The organism is Aeromonas sp. 604282 (assembly GCF_049170575.1).
In the GTDB taxonomy this organism is placed as follows: Bacteria; Pseudomonadota; Gammaproteobacteria; order Enterobacterales; family Aeromonadaceae; genus Aeromonas; species Aeromonas veronii_A.
Window position 1 is genome coordinate 29,313 of record NZ_JAAKMV010000002.1, and the last position, 21,649, is coordinate 50,961.

Genomic DNA, 21,649 nt, shown 5'->3' on the forward strand with positions numbered 1-21,649 from the left:
GATGTTCCCAATGAGGATATGGCTGATCTGTCATCTATTGCTGCTCTGCTTAGCCTCGACGGCACGAGCTGATCTGGGCAAGCTCGAGTATCTCACCGAAGAGTACCCCCCCTACAACTTCAGCGATCAGCAAGGCCAGCCCACCGGCCTTGCGGTCGATTTGCTGCAGATGATCTGGCAACACAGCGGCGTGACACCCCAGCCGGTGCGCATCCTGCCCTGGGCTCGAGGTTATTACTTGCTAACCCAGAAGCCCAATGTGGTGCTCTTCTCCACCGCCCGTACCCAGTCGCGGGAAAATCTCTTTAAGTGGGTGTGCCCCATCGGCTACTCGGAGTACATACTGCTGGGCCGCAAAGCACAGAACATCACCCTGACCACCTTTGATCAGATGAGTCAGTACAAGATCAGCGCGGTGCGTTCGGATGCCGCCGAACAGCTGCTGCTCAACAACGGCATGGATGACAACAACATCATCCCGGCCAACCGCCTCTCCCAGGGGTTGAAGATGCTGCTCTCCGGCCGCGCCGACCTGCTCGCCACCAGCAAGCTGGCGGGATATGACGCCATCCGCGAATTGAAGCTCAACAGCGGCGACTTCAACGTGGCTATGGTGCTGAGTGCCGAACAGCTCTGCTATGCCTTCAGCCGTCAGGTGCCCGACAGCGAGATCTCCCTCTTTCAGCAGGCCCTGACCCGCGCCCTCGCCTCGGAGGAGTTTCGGAAATTGCAGACCAAATATCTGCCGATACACTGATCTTTCATCCGATGGCGAGGATTGAGCATTTTTACCGTACGATCGCTACCTGTCAGGGGGCTGGCTATTGTGCACTCGAGTCGTCACACTGTTTGGCATCGTCGATATATAGTGAAGGGTCTCACCCATGAGAACATGGCATCTCTCCCACATCTTGCTGCTCCTGTGGACCAGTTTTGCATGGGCAGGCCTGGATTCTCTCGAATACAAGACAGAAATATCCCCGCCTTTTAACTTCAGTGACGCACAGGGTCAGCCCACCGGCCTTGCCGTCGAACTGCTGCGGATGACCTGGCAATACAGCAATACGCCTCCCCAACCAATACGAATCCTGCCGTGGGCCAGAGGCTATCAAGAGTTGAACAGCAAGCACAATGTCGTGCTGTTTGCCACCGCCCGGACACCGGAGCGGGAGGTGCTTTTCAAGTGGGCTTGTCCCATCGACAACTCGGACTTTGTACTGCTTGGCCGCGCCGCTGACAAATTGAACCTTTCCTCCATCGAGCAAATAAAAAATTTCAAGATTGCGGTGGTACGCTCGACCGTGTCGAATCAGCTGTTGCGGGAAAGGGGTCTGGATGAGAGCAACCTTGTCGAGGCCAACCGTCTCAGCCAGGCAGCCAAAATGCTCGCATCGGGCCGCACCCATCTCTTTGCCACCAACAAGCTGGTCGGCTACCAAACCCTCAAGAACCTCAATCTGGATCTTAAGGACTTCAATGTGGCCTTCATCCTCGATAGCAAGCCACTCTGCTACGCCTTTAGCCGTCAGGTGCCAGACCGGGATATCGACAGATTTCAACAAGCTCTGGATAGAGCACGGGCATCACCTCAATTTTTGCAACTGCAAGCCAAATACCTGGCGCTGCAGCCAACACATGGGCCGGGATAGCCACGACCGCCCGCGTTTTTTGCCAAACATGCTCTGTTGCCTTGGCGAAATCGGCCAGCTTGGTCACACTTGAGCATGATATTCCCTTGATCAGGACGGCAAAAATGAAACCATGGATTGGATTGGCCGGGGCGCTGCTGGCCACTCTCGCACAGGCGAGTCCTGAACTCGGCAAACTGCACTACATCACCGAAGAGTACAAACCCTACAACTACGCCGATGCCAGCGGCTCCCCCACCGGCCTCGCGGTCGAGCTGCTGCAACTGGTATGGAAAAAGACCAATACGCCGCCGCAGCCCATCACCATCATGCCATGGGCGCGCGGTTACTACCTGCTGACCCAAAAACCCAATGCAGTACTCTTCTCCACCGCTCGCACCCAGGCGCGGGATCCCCTGTTCAAATGGGCCTGTCCCATCGGTTACGCCGAAATCGTGCTCGTAGGGTTGGCCGAGCGCAATATCACCATCTCCAAACTCGATGATGCCAAAGCGTTCAATATCGGAGCTGTGCGGGCTGATGTGGGAGAACAGTTGCTACTCAACAACGGCTTTGACGAGACCAAGCTGATGGCCGCCAATCGGCTGGCACAAGCGCTGAAGATGCTCACCTCAGGTCGGATCGATCTGGTCTCCACGAACAAAACCACCATGGAACAGCTGATCGCGGAGCAAAAGCTTGATCCTGCACGATTCAAAGAACAATGGGTACTGAGCTCAGAGCAGTTCTGCTTCGCTTTCAGCCATCCGGTGAGCGACGAGCTGGTCAAAGAGTTCCAGACCGGCTTGACCCAGGTACTGGCGAGCAGTGAGTACCCGCTGCTGCACAGCAAATATTTCCCGGCGCCCGCCCCTGCGGCAGCCAAAAGTGAAGCAGCCAACACGACATCGGCTAACAGCGCCCCCACCAGCACAGCCAACTAGCAGCCCTCACCTTTTAACACCGCCAATACAGAGGGGCCCGATATGGGCCCCTCTGGTTTTGTGGCTCACTGTACTCAAGCGCGCACGACTTGTACGTTCTTGTCGAGCACTCTCCTTTGGCTATTCACCTTGGGTTGCCCACATTGAGTTACTCGTACAGACCTTTGCGTTCAACCACGCACCAACGCCGCGGCGGCCACCTTGTGACGAGCGATGAGACCCTCGACATCCAGTCCCTCGATGGCGCCATCCACAACCCGCCACTTGCCACCCACCATCACCCGATCGGCACGCTCGGCGCCGCACAAAATGATTGCTGCAATGGAATCGTGACAGCCACTAAAGCGCAGATCGTCGAGCTTGAACAGCGCCAGATCCGCCTGCTTGCCGGGCAGCAGCTCGCCGAGATCGTCGCGCCCGAGCAGCCGTGCCGAGCCTACGGTCGCCCACTCCAGCACTTTGCGTGGGGTGATGCGCTCGGCGCCGTAACGCAGTCGCTGCAGATAGAGCGCCTGACGAGCTTCTTGCATCAGGTTCGAGGCATCGTTGGAGGCCGAGCCATCCACTCCGAGCCCCACCGGCGCACCGGCCGCTTCGAGATCCAGGGTCGGGCAGATACCGGAGGCGAGCCGCATATTGGAGACGGGACAATGACACACCCCGGTGCCTGCCGCCCCCAGCCGCGCAATCTCGTCCGGATTGAAGTGGATGCCGTGGGCCAGCCAGGTGCGATCGCCAAGCCAACCCACCTTTTCGAGATAATCGACGGTGCGCAGGCCAAAGCGTTCAAGGCAAAACGCCTCCTCATCCAGCGTCTCCGCCAGATGGGTGTGCAGCCGCACATCGAACTCGGCCGCGAGCCTGGCGCTCTCCACCATGATCTCTTCGGTGACCGAGAAGGGGGAGCATGGAGCCAGCGCAATCTGGATCTGCGCCCCGGCGCCGCGCTCGTGGTACTGGCGCACCAGCCGCAGGCTGTCATCGAGGATCTGCTGCTGCCCCTGCACCGTGTGGCGTGGTGGCAACCCCCCCTCATCTTCGCCAAGGCTCATGGAGCCGCGAGTCAGCGTGGCGCGCATCCCCAGCTCACGCACCGCCGCCACCTGAATATCGATGGACTCCTCCATCCCGCGCGGGAAGAGGTAGTGGTGATCCGCGGCCGTGGTGCAGCCCGAGAGCAGCAGCTCCGCCATCGCCACCTTGCTCGCCAGCGCCAGCCCATCCGGCGTCAATCTTGCCCACACCGGATAGAGGGTCTTGAGCCAGGGGAAAAGCGGCTGATTGACCACCGGCCCCCAGGCACGGGTCAGGGTCTGGTAGAAGTGGTGGTGGGTATTGATAAGGCCCGGCAGCACTACATGGTCACGGGCATCGAACAGCTGCTCGCAAGGCCGGGCAGGCTGCTGGCCTGCCGCCAGCACCTCGCTAATCAGACCGTTTTCAATCACCAGTCCGCCGCGGCCATCGACCGTTTCGCGGGTAAAGGTGGCAAGGGGGTTTTTGATCCAGATACGGGTAGCGGACATGGCCGACTCCTCCATCAGTGACACATAGGGGTGAGCCAGCTCAGTTATACCCTGTCTGCTGATCCAGAGGCGGCGCAGTACCGCAGTGGCTCCAGTCTATCCAGCGGCGGCAAAAAATCTGTGATCACCTTATAAAATCAAGGGGATAGCTACTCTGCTTACGGCATAGATGCATCAATTGCAATCAGCGACCAGGCATGAGCCGCAGACATAAAAAAGGGGAGCCTGGCTCCCCTTACAAGATGGGCTGCATTAGAACTTGTAAAGCCAGGAGATAGCGGTGAAGTAACCGTTATAGTTCTGGTTCACATGACCCATGCTGTACTCCTCACCGGTATAGAGGTAATCCACGTCATGGTAGAACTCGTAGCGCATATCCCAGCGCAGCGACTGCTTCTCGTCGAGCTGATAAAGGGCGTAACCTTCCAGACGGTGCTGTTTACTGGTCAGATCGGGGTAGTCATAACCCTTGCTGGCATCTGTCTGGCCACGGCCATAGGAGAAGCTGTAATCCACCCCCAGTTCCAGCGCCAAATCAAACGCCTTCTTCTGGCTTAGTCCCACTCCCAGAGTAGTGATTTGGTCACGCACCCGGGTCGAATAGGGCTGCCAGTCCGGGGCACCGGTGTAGGCATGGTTCTGGCTTGAGGTGATCCACTGTACGTTGCTGAAGAGATGGCCACTGAGGTTCTCATCAAACTGCTGGTTAAGGGTCAGATCGATACCATAGTCCTCCCCTTCACTGAGTCCGATGTCAGGCTCCGGATAGTTGGCCCGTGCCCACCACCCTTCCAGCGAGGAGCTTAACTGCTCGCTGAAGGCATACTGCAGATCGCCACGCAGCTCGAACCTGTCACGATTGGCCAGATAGAACTGACGCAAGGTCGGGCTGACATTGGTATTGTTATTCTTCCACTCAGAGCCATCCCGGGTGCTCCAGGAGAGTTTCCCCCCCAGTTGCAGATCACCCACCGGGCGATAGCGACTCTTGAGGAACAATGTCTGCTCATCCGTCTTGCGACGATCCGCGTACTCCCGTTCATCGGCACGATACTGGTAACCCCCGGTTACCTTGACCGATCGACTCAGGCGGTAATCCGCTTCCAGATTGGCTTTACTGTGAGAACGATCCCCCGGCTGCCGTTGTTTGCCAATAACAACCTGCTTGTCCGAGTTGTCCTGCCGATCCCGGTATTCGCCCCCGGCCCGCAGAGTCAAATCCCGGCCAAAACGCCCCACCCATTTGGCATTGGTCTGGATGGTATCGATCTCACCGTGGAAATCGCTCTGGGTGATCGGCACCTGCCGGAAGGCGGCTAGATTGCCATCCGACGTTGTTCGGCTGCTGAGAATGCGACCGCTCAGACTCTGCCGGTTCCAGTTGTACTGGCCGGATAAACTGACCTGATGGAAGCTGTTGTCGGGTTCGTAAGCCCGCTCATTGGCATAGGGGTCGCTGGCCGAACCGAAATAGAATGCGGTCTCCTCGTTGCGATAGAGTGAGCCGTTGTAGGCCAGATCAACCAGCCAGCCTTCACCCAGGTAGCTGATGCCACTCTTGACCAGGGTGGTACTGCTGCCATCGACCAGCTTGGGTACAAAGCCCGGCATGCTGCCTATCCCCAGGATGCTGGACTGATAAGTGGCCAGCGTTGCCTCTTTTTTCTCATAAGAGAAATCGGCATAAGGGCGCCATGGGCTCTTGGGGGTATAGGCAAGCCCCATAGTCAGCTTCTTGCGGACCACCTCCTTGTCAAATTCGGCCAGCGCACCAGCCGCCATAGGCGCATCGTCAGAGCGATAGACACTCTTGCCATGGCTGTTCCAGTAAAAGGGGGTTTCGGAGTAGCCAATTTTGGCGCGCGCGCCATCATAGAACCCTTGCTCCAGTGACATGCTGAAACGGCGCATTCCAAGATCCCTGGCCTCGAGTGCGCCATAACGGGATCCCTCTCCCCGATACTGCAGGTCAGCGTTAAAGATCCCCTGCATGCCGGTATCGTTGGCGGCGGGCACCCAGTTGCGAAAACGGGTCGCGCCATCATCGTTGATGTAGCCTGTCCCCAGCCCCACCTCACCAAACCAGCCACTCTCGCTTTCACAGGATGCGCAGCGCCAGCGCGCGGTTTTGGCCTCCCTGGCCGATTGCAGAGAGTAATCCTCGACAGCCAGCGGCTCCTCGGTGGCATGGGCCGAGAAGATGGTCAGCAAGGAGAGCCAAAGTGTTGAATGTTTCATGACTTCTCTCCTCAACGTCGCAGGGACTGCCCATTCGGATGGTTGGTCCCGTGGATCTGGTTATGACAGTTCAGGCAACTGCCGCCGCGCACCTTGAGATCCCCCTCGGTGATGGACACGTTGGCATGGGGGGCGCTGTGACACTCCTGACACAACTGGGGCACGCGCTTGTTGAGCAGCGCCTGATTGATGGAACCGTGGGGGCTGTGGCATAGAGAGCAATCCTCGGTCACCGGTTCGTGCTCCCACAGGAAGGGGCCCCGCTTCTCGGCATGGCACTCGTAACAGCTCTCGTTGACGGTTGGCTGTTTCAGGCTGGCCTCATTTTGTGACTGATGCGGGTTGTGGCAGCTGGAGCAGGGCATTTCGCCATTCAGGATGGGATGACTGGTGCGCTTGTGCAGATCCGATTTCTCTGCGGCATGGCAGCTGGTGCAGGTCTCGACCTGTTTCTTGCTGTCCATCACCGGATCCTTGGCCTGGTGCAATGTGTGGCAGCTGGTACAGGAGAGATCCTCGACCGCATGAACACTGGCATGCCAGCCCATCCGGTTGGTATCGGTATGACAGGAGAGACAGACACTGTTCTGCTTCTCGACCGGCACAGGTGAATCGGGACCAAAGGTGATCATCGGCTCCCGTTTCTCTCCTTTGCGAGGATTGCGCGTGTGGTTGCCTGCCGGACCATGACAAGCTTCACACTGCCGGTCGGCCATGGGGCCATTCTGGTTGCCCAGATTGCCGTGCACACTGTGGAATATGCCGGTCGCGGGTTTGCGTGAATCTGAATCGTGGCACTTGAGGCAGGTATCAGCTCCCTTCGGGGAGTATTTTCCCTGGTCAAATTTCTTGTCCAGAGCCGATTCAATCTGGAGTCGCGGATCTGCATCGCCAGCGGGTTGCGCGGCATCGCTCTTGGCCCAGGCTGACAGGCAGCTCAGGGCCAGCATGCCAGCCAATAACCACTGCGTGATGGTCTTTTTCATCTTGTTTCCTTCAACGGCGAAGGGCCAGGGGTTACCCCCTGACCGCAGGATTTCATCAACGGAAGTCGTAGACCTTGTGAACCTTGTCGACACCCTGCTCCTGCCCGACGGCATGGCAAGAGGCACACTGTTCAACACCGGTTGCGGCTTCGATCGTCTCTGCACCAAAGACGGCGCCGTTATTCTTCATGTGGGTAGCCCACTCATCCCCTGCCACCGGGCTATCCGGCTTGACCAACCCCAGCGGTGATTTGAGGTGGCAGCTGGAGCAGACCACCAGCACCGGGCTGAAGTATTTGGGCTGTTTGTTGTCAGCCGTGGTGGCGACCAGAGAGGGGCGCGCGTTCTGCTGGTTGGGCAGGTTGTATTGCCCCTGGGTATGACAGGACTCGCAGTTGCTGATATCGCCCGGGAAGGTAGCACTTCCCCCATGTTTGGCGCCCAGCGCGTGGAAGGAGTGGACGTGATATTTCAGGTCCCCCGGCACCCCCGCATAGAACGAGGTACGGGTCGCGTTGTGGCAACTGGTGCACTGGCTCATATCCTTGGCCGCATGATTGCTCATGTGGACTGCCAGATCCTTGTGACAACTGTTGCAGGAAGCGAGATCCGCACCGGCCTTGAGCAGATAGCTGCTGTCGATGCCCCCTTCGGCACGGAAGTAGGCGTTGACCGGATTGATGGCGATCAGGGAGAGTGCGCTGGCAGTGCTGCTGCAAGGCAGCAGATCCCCTGCGGCAAACGCCCCGTTGCGATCGGCTTTACGCGCCACACAGACTCTCAGATCGGCGATGGTCGCGGCCAGGGTGCCGTTGACCTCGTTGCCTGTCTCTTTGCTGCACAGGAAGCGACCTGTGCCCTGGCTGACACACTTGCTGAACTCGATCTTGTTGCCAGTGGCGAAAGTCTGCGGGTTGGTGGTGGCCAGCTCGAATCCCTGGCCCTGATCCCAATTGACCAGAATGGCCGGATTGCCATCTTTGACATATTTCAGCACGTCATTAACGCTCTCGGCCGGCGTACCGTCGACGGTGACGGTCAGTTCGATCTCGATATTGGGAGCGGCATAGCGAACGTCATCGAACGTGAACTGCAGCTTGTCGCGTCCAATCGCCTCGTTGGCCATGTAACCCAGGTGGACCATGTAGGGGGACTTGCTGCTGGCCGGATCAGCGCCATGGCACTGGGTGCAGACTGCGCCACTGTTTATCTTGCCAGTGATGTGAGCATCAAAACCTGTGGAGCTGGTTGAATCGGCATGACAGGCACCACACGCTTTTTCCTGGGCATGTTGCCAGTTACCGGCATTGAGGGTGGCTGGCGTGGCGTCCTTGTGACAGGTATCGCAGTTGCGCGAGTCTTGCGGGAAGTGGCTGACCGTCTTGGTATCCGTACTATCCAGATTGCCATGGTACTTGTGCACTATGGTCGTCAGAGAGCGGCGGGTAGCAATGGCCGGATTGCTCTCGTTGTGACAGGTGACACAGAGTTTGGGGTCAGCGCGATCCGCGTGTTTGATCGCTTGCTTCATGTGACAACTGTTACAACTGCTCTGATCCACGATATCCCGGGTCAAAGCGGCGCGCGTCCCAGCCGGCACCCAGTCCAGCACATAGTTGGTGACGGGGACATTGTTACTGCCACCAAAAAAGATACCCACACGATGAGTCGCCGTTTCATCCCAACTAATCACGCCATTGTTGCTCTGTGAATCAGCAGGATAGGGATCCGGCACTGTGGTGGGGTTAATAGCAAAGGTGTAGCGATATTGCCCATTGCCCAGTGACTCCAGCTTGCCGCTGTTTTCACTGGTGGCTTTGCCGGAACGGTAGATAAAACTCTTCCAGATGGCCGGGTCTTCACGTGTGGCATCGCGGCCGGGGATCACCTTGTTGAGGGTGAATGAGGGGATCGTAGCGCCCAGGTCGTAACCCGAGCCCTGTTTGTCCGTCACGTTGAACTGTACCGAGAGCTGACCATCCGGGGTGAGAACCGGTGTCGACGCCGAGATAATCAGAGATCCAGGGGTTCCTGGAGGAGGGGTGGGTGGCTCACTCTTGTCACTGCCATCCCCCCCGCCACCACAGGCCGAGAGGGTGAGCACCATTGCAGCTGCCACCAGCGCTTTCCAGTATTTCATCTTGTTTATCCTTTTTTATCGGATTTTTTATTTCATGTATGAGCTGTCTCAGAAAAGTCCCAAAAACATGCAACATTGAAGCCTTTTGAGCCCCACCTTGGTCAAAAACCATTTCCCCCCGAATTATAAGGTTTATGTGGCTCTCGACGTTGACAGAAGTCTCAAAAGCGGGACTAAGCCCACTTTTTCGAATAAAAAAACGGTATAAGCTGTCTTTTGCGATTTTTATGTCAAGAGGAGTGCAAAATGAAGCGAAGCATGAAATGGGAAGTGGTGGGGTTATCTCTGTTGATTGGTTCAATTGGGCCAGCCTTTGCCGGGGTCGACGAGATGGCCAAAACATGTAACGCATGTCACGGTAATCAGGGGATCAGCTCACATACAGATATTCCGACAATCGCCGGAATAGCAGAATCTAATCTTGCGGAGCAGATGCGAAGCTACCTAGATGGCCGCCCTGCTAAGACCGTTAATCATGTCACCGGTGACACCAGCAAACAGGGAAACATGACCGACATTGTTAAGGGTCTTAGCGACGATCAGATCGACGAATTGGCAGCTTACTATGCCGAACTGCCCTACCAGCCGATGAAGCAGCCGTTCGATGCCGCACTGGCCAAAGCAGGACAAAAACTGCATGAAGAGTCTGGTTGCAAGAAGTGTCACTCCGAAGGTGGCTCCGTTGCCGACGATGAAGCCTCCATCCTCTCCGGTCAGCCAAAAGGTTACATACTGATGGCCCTGCAAGAGTTCAAGGCCGGCAAGCGCAGCAATGACGAGAAGATGAATAACGCCATCATTGCCATGAGTGATGCCGATCTCCAGGCGTTGGCCGAGTACTACGCCAGCCAGCAATAACCAAAGCGGTCAGGTTTATCCATTGATCAAGCCCCCACTCTGTCGTGGGTGGGGGACTCTTGCCCGTTTCTGGCATTTTGGGAGGTATTTGTCGCTCTTTTTCTTGTCAGGGGGTGGATAACGCCGCTGAACCTCTTTGATCCGGAGTCCAGTATGAAAAAAATAATGCAGTGGGCCTTGCTTGCCACGATCTGTCTGGGTGCAAGCGAGTTTGCCCTCGCAGCGACCGCCGTCGAACCAGCGTCTGCTGCCGTCAGCACTGTGGCCGATAGCAGTGCCGCCGATGCACTGGCCGCACGCCAGGCCAAAGCCGCGAAGAAAGCCGCAGCCGAGAAAAAAGCGGCCGCCCGTTTCGCCAAGTGTGACAAGTGCCACGACGGAAACGAGGGGATGCATGGCAAGCATGCCAGCGTCACCAACCCCAATACCAATGAAGCGGTGACCTGTACCAACTGTCACGGCAACCCGTCAGCCCAGCACCGCAAACAGCGTGGCGGCATTGTCGACGTGATGCGCTTTGGCGACGATGCCTTCCCGCTCAGCCAGCAAAACGGCGTCTGCATGAGCTGCCATGAGCCCGATGATCTGCGCAAGGCGCTGTGGGCTCACGACGTGCATGCGACTCGCGTGACCTGCACCAGCTGCCATCAGTTGCACCCGGCCAAAGAGCCCATGGTCGGCATCCCCGAGAAGGCCCGCATCAAGCTGTGCGTCGACTGCCACAGCAAGCAGCATGAGGCCAGGCAGCAAGCCGCGGCCAAGGAGGGCGCATGAGCACGACCCGTCGCGAGTTTATGGTGGGGATGAGTGCCAGCGCCTTGATCCTGATGACGGGGTCGCCCCGCGCCCTGGCCAACAGCATGACCATCGGGGGGGTGCGCTACGGCATGATCCACGATGAGACAGCCTGCATCGGTTGTACCGCCTGCATGGATGCCTGCCGGGAAGTCAATCAGGTGCCACAAGGGGTAGCCCGCCTGCAGATCCTGCGCTCCGGCCCTGTGGGTGAATATCCGGATCAGGAGTACCGGTTTTTCCGCAAGTCCTGCCAGCACTGTGATAACGCCCCCTGTGTGCATGTCTGCCCGACGGGTGCATCCCATATCCGGGCCGAGGATGGCATCGTCGACATTAACCCCGATCTCTGTGTCGGCTGCCGCTACTGTCTGGCGGCCTGCCCTTATCAGGTACGCTTTATCAACCCGGTCACCCGCATTGCCGACAAGTGCGACTTTTGCCGCAAAACCAATCTGGCCAACGGCAAGCAACCCGCCTGTGTCGAAGCCTGCCCTACCAAGGCGCTGGTGTTCGGCAATCTGGATGATCCTCACAGCCCGATCGCCAGACGGCTGGTGCATGAAACCACCTATCGCTACAAACAGTTCCTCGGCACCTCGCCCAAGATGTATCGGGTACCAAAAGGGGAGATAAAATCATGAGTCCACATAACCCGCATCATGGCGGTATCCCTCTGCAGATGGTGAGTAGCGAAACGGGAGGTGTGTACCATGTGGCATAACGCATTTCACTTCGACTCACTGGTCTGGGATGGTCCCATCGCCATCTACCTCTTTCTGCTGGGGATCTCCGCCGGTTCAGTCACCCTCTCGGTGCTGTTGCGCCAGCGCGGGGCCGGCAGCGAGAACGGCATCATCAGGGCGACCGCCATTCTGGCCCCGCTCAGCGTGATACTGGGGCTGCTGATCCTCATCTTCCACCTGGCTCGTCCCTGGACCTTCTGGAAGCTGATGTTCCACTATCAGTTCGATTCCGTGATGTCGATGGGGGTCATGCTGTTTCAGGTCTATATGACGGTGTTGTTTGCCTGGCTGGCGGTGGTCTTCAGAGCCGAGATCGAGGGGTTGCGGCGACACCTGCTGGCGGACAGGTTCGCCTTCATCGATACCCTGATAGGCAAGGTGGCACAGCTTGAGCGACTGCTTACTCCCCTGTTGTTGTTGCTGGCCGTACTGCTGGGGGCCTATACCGGCTTCCTGCTCTCGGCGCTCAAGACCTACCCCATGCTCAACAACCCGATCCTGCCGGCGCTGTTTCTGGTATCCGGTATCAGCTCGGGGGTAGCCTCCACCATCTTGCTGGCGGTGACTCTGTTCAAGGAGAGCAGCCATAGCAAGGGGGTGAGCTTTGTGCACCGCTTCGAGCGTCCCATGGTGGCTATCGAGATCTTCTTGCTGGTCTGCTTCTTCACCGGCCTCTACTTCGGTGGCGGCCAGCGGGAGGCAGCGATGTGGGCGGCCATAGGCGGCGGCTTCTGGTCGCAGGTCTTCTGGTTTGGCGTGATTGGCATAGGCATCCTGCTTCCCCAACTGTTGGGGCTGTTCAGCTCGCCAGCTCGCCAGCACCAGCACTCCCACCTGGTGCTGGTCTGCAGCCTGAGCCTGGTGGGGATCTTGCTGCTGCGCTACTTCATCCTCTATGCCGGTCAGATGACGGTGCTGTAACATTGCTGCGTGGATGGGCCAGAGATGTGTTTAGTCCTTATACAGGCTTACACATTTTCGGCTCGTTCTTCTCCACGCAGACTCCCCAACCTTCTCGGCATCCACCATGGGGCCAAAGGCCGGATAAACAACAAGCGCCCAGCCGGGCGCTTGTTGTGGTTATCGTGATGACCGGATTCAGGGTGTTGGGCAGGCGCTTGGCGAGCCACTGTTGCGGGGCCAGAGGGTGGATCCGTCGCTTTCAGAGAGCGGCAGGAATGTGACGCCTTCGCTCATGTTGGCTGGGGGCAGGTCATCCTCCAGCACATACATCCCCATCGGCAGGCTGCCATAACGCTGGTTGGCCTGCACCTGAGCGACCGCGAGGCTTGAGTAACGCAGGCCGAGCAGATCGAAATGATTGCGCCAGTCCCAACCGGTGAGCCGACTGAGTGCAACCAGCATAAAGTCATTGCCCGGTATGTCGCGCACCCGTTTGCCGCCATAGACCGCATGCCCCGAGTAGGGGAACAGGCTAAAGCCGAGCCTATCCTTGCTGGCATTCCACTGCACTTCACTGTCGGCTGCCGCGCCGAAGATCCGTGAATGCTGATAGAGCAGGGTGAAGAGAGTGAAGCCATCGTTCAGCCGGGTGCCATCAGTCAGGATCATACCGTGGGCGCGCAATGCCATCTGGATATAAAACGCCATGCGATAGCCGTTGTGGACGGCGTAGGCATTGCTCTTCCAGGGGGCTTCGTAGCGACTCTCGCCGGTATCGAGCACCTTGCAGTTGGCCCCGAGCACGAGGCGGTTGCCACTCCTGTCCCTTACCTGCGCCGCATCAGACATGAACACATAGAAGAGATCCTTGTGATTCATGTGCCCATCCTTGATGGGCGCCGTGTTGCCATCCCTCAGATAATGGGCGCGCCACTTCACCACATAAGGGAAGATGTTGTTGGAGTTTTCCCCCGCCCGGCTCCCGTAGCCACTCCAGTTGTCGGCATCGCCTGCCGCAGCGTACTGCACGTTCAACCGGTTGGTCTGCAGGTTGTGGCCCAGCTCGTGATTGTCGAGCCAGCCGGTCGGGCTGATGCTGCCGGAAGAGTCCCACGGGTTGCCGCTGCAACCGCTGCCGCAATGGGCATTCTGGTCATAGTTGGCATGCTGGATGATGGTGCGGGTATGGAGCGATTCATCGAGACACCCCTCCCCCAACAGTGCCACGCAGGCGTTTTTAACATCCGCAGGCAGCGACTCATCGAGCCCCTTGCCCTGAATTTTCAGGCCCGCCAGGGTGTAGACACCATTGATGTGATCCCGGGCGATGCTGTCGAGCAGGGCATTGGTGTCGGGGATGACGCCACCAACCGCCTTGGTGAAGCGATCCCGGCGCAGATGCTGTTCGGCGCCATCGGCCCGCAGATCGATATGGGGCAGCTCGGTTTGTTCCAGCCGCTCGTTGAACTCTCGTATCTGCTGCTCATCACTGAAATCCATGATGGCCGGATGACGGGTGACGCCCGTGGCGCTCACCTGGACGGCCAGCGATGCAGCCGCCCCTTCCAGATAGAGGTAGATAGGGCCGCCATAGGGCGAGGTGAAGGTGACACTGCCCCCCTTGGCCAAGATCAGCCGCCCGGTGGCCAGCTCCAGCGGGGCTCGATAGATCTTCTGCTCATAGGCGCGATTGGTATTGGGCCTGTGGTAGTTGAGTCGGACGGTAGCGGACACATCGGCGTTATCGGTGCGTCTCAGGGTGATGATTTGTCCCGGCAGGGCATACCAGCCGGTGGTGGTCCACTGCCCGCTGTAGGGAACCGCAATGCGCCGACTGTCGGTGAGCGTTGCGGGATAGGCGTAGTGAGCCGCTTGTCCCTTCACCACCTTGTTGCGATCGGTGACGTACTCCCCCAGATCGGGCTGGGCCGGGGTACGGGTGCGGGCATAGCTCACCAGCCAGTCGGCAAACATCGCCTGCTGCCAGGATTGATGCTCATCCCAGGCAATGGGGTAGTCGATGGCGGCACGGTATTTGTCGGCCAGCAGCAGGGTGGCGGGCAACAGTGTCACGCCGTCACGGGCAAAGGGACTGATCCCGGCCTTGTCGAGGGTGATGGCCCCATTTCTCAGCCAGTCGGCACCCAGCTTGAACTGCTGGTTGAAGCTCTCCGAGCCACCGCAATTGATAAAGTTGCCGCCGCAGCTATCGAGCCACTGGGTAGTGAAGTTGCGATCCAGAAGGTTGCCAAGCAGGGTATCGACCGCCATCAGCTGGGCGTCGGGTGCCATGATGGTGTTCACTGCCAGATCGCTGGCTCTGAGTTTTGACCAGTAGTTGCCCCAGGTAACCAGCCCCATATCGAGATAGAGGGGGCTTAGCAGCGGGCTGGCATCGCGCCGATAGTTGGAGAGCAGCAGCGGGATCCCGGCCGCTTTGGCCTTGGCAATCCCCTGTGCGATCCCCTGATACCCCAGCCCCTGGCGGTCGATATCGCTGATCACGATAAGCTCCGGCGCCATGGTATCGATGCAGTCACTCAACGCCTGATAATCGCAGGTATTGGCCGGGTTGATGCTGTGCTTGTCGGGATAGATCGCCTTGAGCCAGTCCCGCACGCCTTCGTTATGGGGAAAATACCAGCTATCGGTGCGGCTTGGCATCTGGGCGGTGAGGATGCGCAGGCCATCGCTATCCTTGCCCCGGGTCAGCCAGCCAATCAGCCCCTTGAGCAGCGCCTCGCTCTGCGCTGTGCGGTCAACGGAAAACAGGTTCGCCCCCATGGCTGCCTGACGGTAATCGGCTTGCTCGGAGACCATCACCAGCCCCCGGATCTCGCTCTCCCCCTTGCCATTGATGTTGGAGGGGAGCAGGGTCACCGTGCTCTCCGGTTGGAAGCTGGAAAAGGTGATGGAGTCGTGGCTCGGGTTCCAGCTGATCTGTGCCATTCCCTGATAGAGGCTGCGAACCAGCTCAGTGCGGTGCGTCTCACTGTCGGCAATCGCCGCACGGGCATGGGCGATCAGGGATTGCTCGCTGGCAAGGGTATGATCTTCCCGGGCAATCGCATTGGCGGCATCGCTGATAAAGCGAGCCGAGATCTGACAATCGGCGCGCATGGGTGCTGTGGTATAGGTGTTGCCCGTCAGTGTGCCCTCACACCCAGCGATCTGCGCCAGCACGAAGCCACTCTCGGGCTGCACGGTGAAACGGCCCTGTTCACCGGCGTTCAGACGCAGGGCGTCGGGGCTGAGTACGCCCCCCTGAGAAGCTTGGGTGGTGGCGTTGAAATAGACGGCGGCACTCTCCTGCGTGAAGCTGGCCGAGATCTGGCAATCGCTGCTCATGGGGCCAGTGGTATAGGTGAGGCCGTCCAGGGTGCCATCACATCCGCTTATCCCGGTCAGGAGGTAACCGCTGTCAGCCTGTACCGAGAAGCGCCCCTGTTCACCCGCCGCCAACCGCAGGCTGGTGGGGTTCAACTGTCCGCCCGCGCTGCTCTGGCTGGATGCCTCGAAATAGTTGGGGGTGACAGGGGTCTCTTCCTGTTCGCCATCACCGCCGCCACAGCCTGTGATCAACAGCGCCAGTAAGGGAGTGAGAACCGTCTTTTTCATTGTCTGATACGTTCCTTGTGTTACGACGGGTGGGAGGAGTCGGTAGTCTAATGAGCGGTTTCGTTTATTTCAACGCTGATTGAATGGTTAATTATCTTTATTTTCAGCATGTTGGATGTGTTTTTTGGCCGGCGTTTGCCGTATTTGGTGTTGCTAGCGCAGCAGAACCGATAGGGATGGGGCGAGCACCCCATCAGCACAGGCCATACCAGCCTGAGCTCACCGTAATGAGTCGCTTCACCGGGTTAACAGGGGATGCTGGGCCGCAGGTTTTGCCTGCAACCCTCGCAGGGGGGATGTCAGACGGATGGATGAGCGGCGGGGTCGATCGTTGCCAGCGCCCGCATCTCCAGCTGCTGCTCGCCGGGGCGACAGACCAGCACCGAGCCTTGCTCGAACCAGTCCCCCAGCACGATACGCCGCGCGGGGTGGCCATCGAGGATGAAGTCGTGGATGGCGGGTCTGTGGGTGTGGCCGTGGATCATCATCCGGCAGTCTTGCTGGCGCAGCATCTCGTCCACCGCCGCGGGCGTTACATCCATGATGATCTGGCTCTTGTGGGCATTTTCCATCTGGCTTTGGCCGCGCATCTTGCAGGCGATGGCCTGACGGCGGGCGAGCGGCAGCCGCAAAAAGAGCCAGCGCAGCCACTTGAGCTGGGTGATGCGACGAAACTTCTGATACCCCTCATCCAGGGTGCAGAGCAGATCGCCGTGGCTCAGCACTACCCGCTCCCCATAGAGGTCGATAACGCAAGGGTCACCCAGCAATGTCATACCCGCGCGCTTGGCAAACTGTTGGCCCAGCAGAAAGTCGCGGTTGCCGTGGATAAAGTAGATGGGCACGTTCTGCTGGCTCAGGGCCAAGAAGGCATCGGCCATCTGTTGATGGAGCGGATTGGGGTCATCATCGCCAATCCAGAATTCGAAGAGATCTCCCAGCACATAGAGGGCATCGGCGCCGGGGGCGTCGTGCTCGAGAAAGCGCACCAGTGCCGCGGTCATATCGGGCCGCTGGGCAGAGAGGTGAATGTCACTGATAAAGAGGGTGCTCATGATGTGGGGATCGGGCTCTCGGTCGAAACAGGGCAAACGGGGGTGGCAGAGATAGTAGAAACAACAGGGGACGAACAGTGCGCTGCGGGCGCCATCGCATCAGTGGATGTATGCATACCGTCACGGGATGGCGGCAGCCATGACAGCTCGGCCAGATTTCGTTCCTCCAGCGTCAGCAGGGTGGCGTAAGGATCGCCCGCCAGCCCCAGCAACCGGCACATGGCCGCCTCCCCTTTCAATCCCTCTTCAAGACGCAGGCGCAATACCTCCTGATAGAACGCATCGCCAAAGCGTTGCAGCAAAGCCGCCATCAGGGTGAGGTGGCGCCAGCCGTTCAGCGTCTCGATGGGAGCTGGGGTGACATAGAGCTCAAGCAGCCAGCAGACATCGCCCTTGTCAGAACCGCTATTAGCACAGCTCTGGTCAAGGCAGGAAAAGGTGCGCTCCAGCAGCCAGATATTGTCGTCCTTGGCGCTCGCCTGCCAACCTTGCTCTGCAAAAGTAGCGGCAAACGCCGCAGGATCGGGATGCTGGCAGAGAATATCGAGATCGCTGCCCGGCCGATCGAGGCCGATGGCCAGCGTACTCACCAGCGCCATATCGGCGCACTGCGCGGCCAGCTCATCCCACAACCCGGCTGTGAGCAGGGCATGGGCCGAGCGCTGGCGCGGGTTGCCGTGGGCCAGATAGTCGAGGCGGCGCCAGTTTGGACTGGCAGTGGAGGAGGCAGATGGAAAAACTGCGGCCGGGGCCGCAGTTTTGTCAGTGCCGAGTCGGCAGAGATCAGTCAGCAAGGGTCACCTTGGTGATCACCACGTCTTCTACCGGCACGTCCTGGTGGATGCGGCCGTAGTTACCGGTCTTGACGCCTTTGATCTTGTTGACCACGTCCATGCCGGCGGTCACTTCACCGAATACGCAGTAGCCGAAGCCCTGAGTGGTGGCGGATTTGAAGTCGAGGAAGTCGTTGTTGTTCACGTTGATGAAGAACTGGGCGCTGGCAGAGTGCGGCTCCATGGTGCGGGCCATGGCGATGGTGCCGATCTTGTTGGACAGACCGTTGGCCGCTTCGTTCTTGATGGGGGCGCGGGTATCTTTCTCTTCAAAGCCCGGGGCATAGCCGCCGCCCTGGATCATGAAGCCGTCGATGACGCGGTGGAAAATGGTGTTGTCGTAGTGACCGTCACGGCAGTATTGCAGGAAGTTAGCCACGGTTTCCGGGGCTTTTTCAGCATTCAGGGTGAGGGTGATGTCGCCGTGATTGGTGTGCAGAGTGACCATGATATGTCCTTTCATTTGATGCGGGCGACGAAGTGCCCGCAGGTGTATGGCATAAAGTGGTGGCAATTCTAGCCCATCAGGGGCTGGCGGCATAGTCTCTCAGGCGCCGTAACCGTGCTGGCTGGCGGGATTGGCCCGCTTTTCTACCTCGTTTTCTGCCCCTGAACGGGGTATCATGACCAACCATTTTACTCACAGGCAGTGGTTAGAAGATGCTGAAGATATACAACACACTCACTCGTCAAAAAGAAGAATTCAAACCTATCCACCCGGGCAAGGTGGGCATGTATGTGTGTGGTGTCACCATCTACGATCACTGTCATATCGGCCACGGCCGCACCTTCGTCGCCTTTGATGTGGTGGCTCGCTACCTGCGTTACGCCGGTTATGACCTCACCTACGTGCGCAACATCACCGACGTGGATGACAAGATCATCAAGCGCGCCGCTGAAACCCGCGTCACCTGCGACGAGCTGACCGAGCGTCTGATCGGCGACATGCACGCCGACTTTGACGCCCTCGGCATGGTGCGCCCGGATATCGAACCGCGCGCCACCCAGCACATCGAAGAGATCATCGAGCTGGTGCAATCCCTGCTGGAAAAAGAGCACGCCTACGTGGCGGATAACGGCGATGTGATGTTTATCGTCGAATCCTATGCCGACTACGGCAAGCTCTCCGGTCAGGATCTGGAGCAGCTGCAAGCCGGTGCCCGCGTTGACGTGGTGGATGCCAAGCGCAACCCGCTCGACTTCGTGTTGTGGAAGATGTCCAAGCCGGGCGAGCCGACCTGGGAAAGCCCTTGGGGCCCGGGCCGTCCTGGCTGGCACATCGAGTGCTCCGCCATGAACTCCAAGCACCTTGGCAACCACTTCGACATCCACGGCGGCGGCTCCGATCTGCAGTTCCCGCACCACGAGAACGAGATCGCCCAGTCCTGCTGCGCCCACGGTGGTGACTACGTCAACACCTGGATGCACAGCGGCATGGTGATGGTGGATAAAGAGAAGATGTCCAAATCCCTTGGCAACTTCTTCACCATCCGCGACGTTTTGGCTCACTACGACGCCGAAACCGTCCGTTACTTCCTGATGTCTGGCCACTACCGCAGCCAGCTCAACTACTCGGAAGATAACCTCAAGCAAGCCCGCGCCGCGTTGGAGCGCATGTACACCGCCCTGCGCGATCTGCCGGTAGCCGCTGCTGCCGGTGGCGACGAGCAGGTGGCTCGCTTCAAGGAAGCGATGGACGACGACTTCAACACCCCGGAAGCCTACTCCGCCCTGTTCGATCTGGTGCGCGAGATCAACCGCCAGAAGGGTGAAGACATGGCTGTTGCCGCCGCGCTGGGCGCCCGTCTGCGCGAGCTGGGCGCCGTGCTCGGCATCCTGCAGCAAGATCCCGAAGCCTTCCTCAAGGGTGACGAAGCGGACGAAGAGGTTGCCGAGATCGAGCGCCTGATCGCCGAGCGCAATCAGGCCCGTGCCGACAAGAACTGGGCTGCTGCCGATGCCGCCCGTAACCGTCTCACCGAGATGGGTATCGTGCTGGAAGACAGCGCCGGCAAGACCAGCTGGCGCCGTGCCTAAGGCCGGTTGGCCTTGTTGGCGTCTGGTGCCAACAGGTTGAGCGAATAAAAAAACCGCAGCCCTTGGGCTGCGGTTTTTTTTGTGGTCTGCCGGAGGGCTGACACCTTCCCTCTCTCCTGATTGGCATGGCTTCGCCATGCAGGACGCGAGGGCGCTGACCTCGAAGAGGTTTCGCCGCCGCTACGCGGCTTGGCGAGTGACTTTGGAAAGACCCAAAGTCACCAAAGGTCTTCTCCCCCGGCAACCCGCTCGCTTCGCGGGTTCCCTCGTCTCGTCCAACGGGTCGGACGGAGCGCCGCAGACGGCACATCCCTGTGCCGACTGCGGCTGCGCCATCATCCCTGATGGCGCTCCTGACCCGTTGAACTCGACTCGGCGGTTTGCAGGGGGAACCAATACCGTGCCCGCCCGTGGCTTTAGCGTGCATGTTGACCGCCTTTTTTCGCTGAAAGGGGAGAGCAGTGCAAGGGGTTGGAGAAATAGGGTTTTGGTTGGAATAGAAGTGTGTTTGGGGAATAGAAATAAAAACCGCAGCTCAAGGCTGCGGTTTTTTCGTGGTTTGCCGAAGCCTCGGCATCCTTCGCTCAGATCCCCTCTCCCCTTGAGGGAGAGGGCTAGGTTGAGGGGACTAACGTTATTCCTTGGCTGAATACCTGCAGCAGAAGGGCATAAATGTGTTTCAAAAACTATTCGTCACAATATGGGAACCTTTTGAGCGATAGAAATAAAAGCTACAGCCTAAATTCTAGCCGGGTGAAGATAAGAATCTTGTACGTAAAGGTTGAAAACATTAGATGTTTAATATCAATCGCTTAGCGAGGTACATTTTTGTGTAGACTTGCTTATTCGTATTTTCTCTAAAATGTGCTTCGAAACGGAACCGAGTAAGCATTACTGTTTTCAACGTTTTAAACTTCTTGTTATATGCCTTTTTGCTTGCGATATGAGGCATAACTTTTTAAACCGAACATAACAGTTAAAAATAGGAAAAGTAATGGAGTAAAATAATACAGCCAATATAATTGTTCAAAAAAGACATTGATTGGCTTGCCAGAGGAGCTTTGTTCTAGGCTGGAAATCCAGTTATATGCACGGTAAGTTAGATACGCAAGCAGAAGAGTAATAGCGACTCCAACTTGCCAAAAGTAGCCAGTAAGTTTCCATAATTGCTCTAACAGTTCTTCTAATATTGAATGTCTACGTCCCATGTAGATTTCTCCTTTGGCATATAACACCCTGTTACGGGGTGAGCAGCGAAATAGAAAAAAACGCCGTAAATCACCTTCATCACTTAAACCAACGCATAATTAAAATGCCACACGTTGCGAGTCCCTCTTGAACA

The 21,649-nt window shown here is 58.1% G+C and carries 17 protein-coding genes; 8 read left to right on the top strand and 9 right to left on the bottom strand.

Annotation, left to right across the window (positions count from 1 at the left end; genetic code table 11):
* The first annotated feature begins 10 nt into the window (after nt 1-10).
* The 3 genes from G5367_RS03225 (at nt 11) to G5367_RS03235 (ending at nt 2,572) form a co-directional block, all read left to right on the top strand.
* Nucleotides 11-757 (top strand): substrate-binding periplasmic protein, encoded by a 747-nt coding sequence (locus G5367_RS03225; protein ID WP_337072729.1) that lies wholly within the window; start codon nt 11-13, stop codon nt 755-757.
* A gap of 127 nt (nt 758-884) precedes the next feature.
* Nucleotides 885-1,649 carry a substrate-binding periplasmic protein gene (locus G5367_RS03230; protein WP_216978497.1) on the top strand — a complete coding sequence of 255 codons (765 nt, stop codon included), beginning with the start codon at nt 885-887 and terminating at the stop codon, nt 1,647-1,649.
* A gap of 104 nt (nt 1,650-1,753) precedes the next feature.
* Nucleotides 1,754-2,572, top strand: a complete 819-nt coding sequence (locus G5367_RS03235) for a substrate-binding periplasmic protein (protein ID WP_216978496.1) — start codon at nt 1,754-1,756, stop codon at nt 2,570-2,572.
* 170 nt (nt 2,573-2,742) lie between these two features.
* On the opposite strand, the gene G5367_RS03240 is transcribed toward G5367_RS03235, so the two are convergent.
* The 4 genes from G5367_RS03240 to G5367_RS03255 form a co-directional block, all read right to left on the bottom strand.
* A complete protein-coding gene (locus G5367_RS03240; protein ID WP_421243798.1) occupies nt 2,743-4,098 on the bottom strand; it encodes an 8-oxoguanine deaminase in 1,356 nt (451 codons plus the stop codon).
* 252 nt (nt 4,099-4,350) lie between these two features.
* Nucleotides 4,351-6,336 carry an MtrB/PioB family decaheme-associated outer membrane protein gene (locus G5367_RS03245; RefSeq protein ID WP_421243799.1) on the bottom strand — a complete coding sequence of 662 codons (1,986 nt, stop codon included), beginning with the start codon at nt 6,334-6,336 and terminating at the stop codon, nt 4,351-4,353.
* 11 nt (nt 6,337-6,347) lie between these two features.
* Nucleotides 6,348-7,322 carry a DmsE family decaheme c-type cytochrome gene (locus tag G5367_RS03250; RefSeq protein WP_216978493.1) on the bottom strand — a complete coding sequence of 325 codons (975 nt, stop codon included), beginning with the start codon at nt 7,320-7,322 and terminating at the stop codon, nt 6,348-6,350.
* 55 nt (nt 7,323-7,377) lie between these two features.
* Complete coding sequence (locus G5367_RS03255; protein ID WP_421171940.1) at nt 7,378-9,462, bottom strand: OmcA/MtrC family decaheme c-type cytochrome; 2,085 nt, start codon at nt 9,460-9,462, stop codon at nt 7,378-7,380.
* A 246-nt stretch (nt 9,463-9,708) separates the two neighbouring features.
* Here G5367_RS03255 and pdsA point away from each other — a divergent pair, with 246 nt between their 5' ends.
* The 4 genes from pdsA to nrfD all read left to right on the top strand — a co-directional run bounded on the left by pdsA (nt 9,709) and on the right by nrfD (nt 12,782).
* Nucleotides 9,709-10,320 (top strand): periplasmic diheme shuttle PdsA, encoded by a 612-nt coding sequence (gene pdsA, locus G5367_RS03260; protein WP_216953317.1) that lies wholly within the window; start codon nt 9,709-9,711, stop codon nt 10,318-10,320.
* A 153-nt stretch (nt 10,321-10,473) separates the two neighbouring features.
* Nucleotides 10,474-11,094 carry a cytochrome c nitrite reductase pentaheme subunit gene (gene nrfB, locus G5367_RS03265; protein WP_005346804.1) on the top strand — a complete coding sequence of 207 codons (621 nt, stop codon included), beginning with the start codon at nt 10,474-10,476 and terminating at the stop codon, nt 11,092-11,094.
* On the top strand, nt 11,091-11,759 hold the full coding sequence (gene netC, locus G5367_RS03270) for an Nrf-like electron transfer protein NetC (protein ID WP_323912211.1): 669 nt from the start codon (nt 11,091-11,093) through the stop codon (nt 11,757-11,759). The genes nrfB and netC overlap by 4 nt, the downstream gene beginning before the upstream one ends.
* 69 nt (nt 11,760-11,828) lie before the next feature.
* The gene (gene nrfD / locus G5367_RS03275) at nt 11,829-12,782 is read left to right on the top strand and encodes a cytochrome c nitrite reductase subunit NrfD (protein ID WP_323912213.1); all 954 of its coding nucleotides are present in this window, start codon (nt 11,829-11,831) and stop codon (nt 12,780-12,782) included.
* A gap of 177 nt (nt 12,783-12,959) precedes the next feature.
* Here nrfD and G5367_RS03280 read toward each other — a convergent pair whose 3' ends face one another.
* From G5367_RS03280 to G5367_RS03295, 4 genes are all read right to left on the bottom strand, one after another.
* Complete coding sequence (locus G5367_RS03280) at nt 12,960-16,382, bottom strand: ImpA family metalloprotease (RefSeq protein ID WP_421243800.1); 3,423 nt, start codon at nt 16,380-16,382, stop codon at nt 12,960-12,962.
* 299 nt (nt 16,383-16,681) lie between these two features.
* On the bottom strand, nt 16,682-17,437 hold the full coding sequence (gene lpxH / locus G5367_RS03285) for a UDP-2,3-diacylglucosamine diphosphatase (protein ID WP_421243801.1): 756 nt from the start codon (nt 17,435-17,437) through the stop codon (nt 16,682-16,684).
* Nucleotides 17,434-18,231, bottom strand: a complete 798-nt coding sequence (locus G5367_RS03290; RefSeq protein WP_421243802.1) for a DUF4269 domain-containing protein — start codon at nt 18,229-18,231, stop codon at nt 17,434-17,436. The genes lpxH and G5367_RS03290 overlap by 4 nt, the downstream gene beginning before the upstream one ends.
* Entirely contained in the window at nt 18,221-18,718 is a 498-nt protein-coding gene (locus G5367_RS03295; protein WP_005337417.1) for a peptidylprolyl isomerase, read from the bottom strand. Before G5367_RS03295 ends, G5367_RS03290 begins: the two co-directional genes overlap by 11 nt.
* A gap of 212 nt (nt 18,719-18,930) precedes the next feature.
* Between G5367_RS03295 and cysS the strand changes: the two genes are divergently transcribed.
* A complete protein-coding gene (cysS, locus tag G5367_RS03300) occupies nt 18,931-20,307 on the top strand; it encodes a cysteine--tRNA ligase (protein WP_019445081.1) in 1,377 nt (458 codons plus the stop codon).
* A 920-nt stretch (nt 20,308-21,227) separates the two neighbouring features.
* Here the strand turns inward: cysS and G5367_RS03305 are convergent.
* Complete coding sequence (locus G5367_RS03305; RefSeq protein WP_335831306.1) at nt 21,228-21,515, bottom strand: hypothetical protein; 288 nt, start codon at nt 21,513-21,515, stop codon at nt 21,228-21,230.
* Nucleotides 21,516-21,649 lie beyond the last annotated feature (134 nt).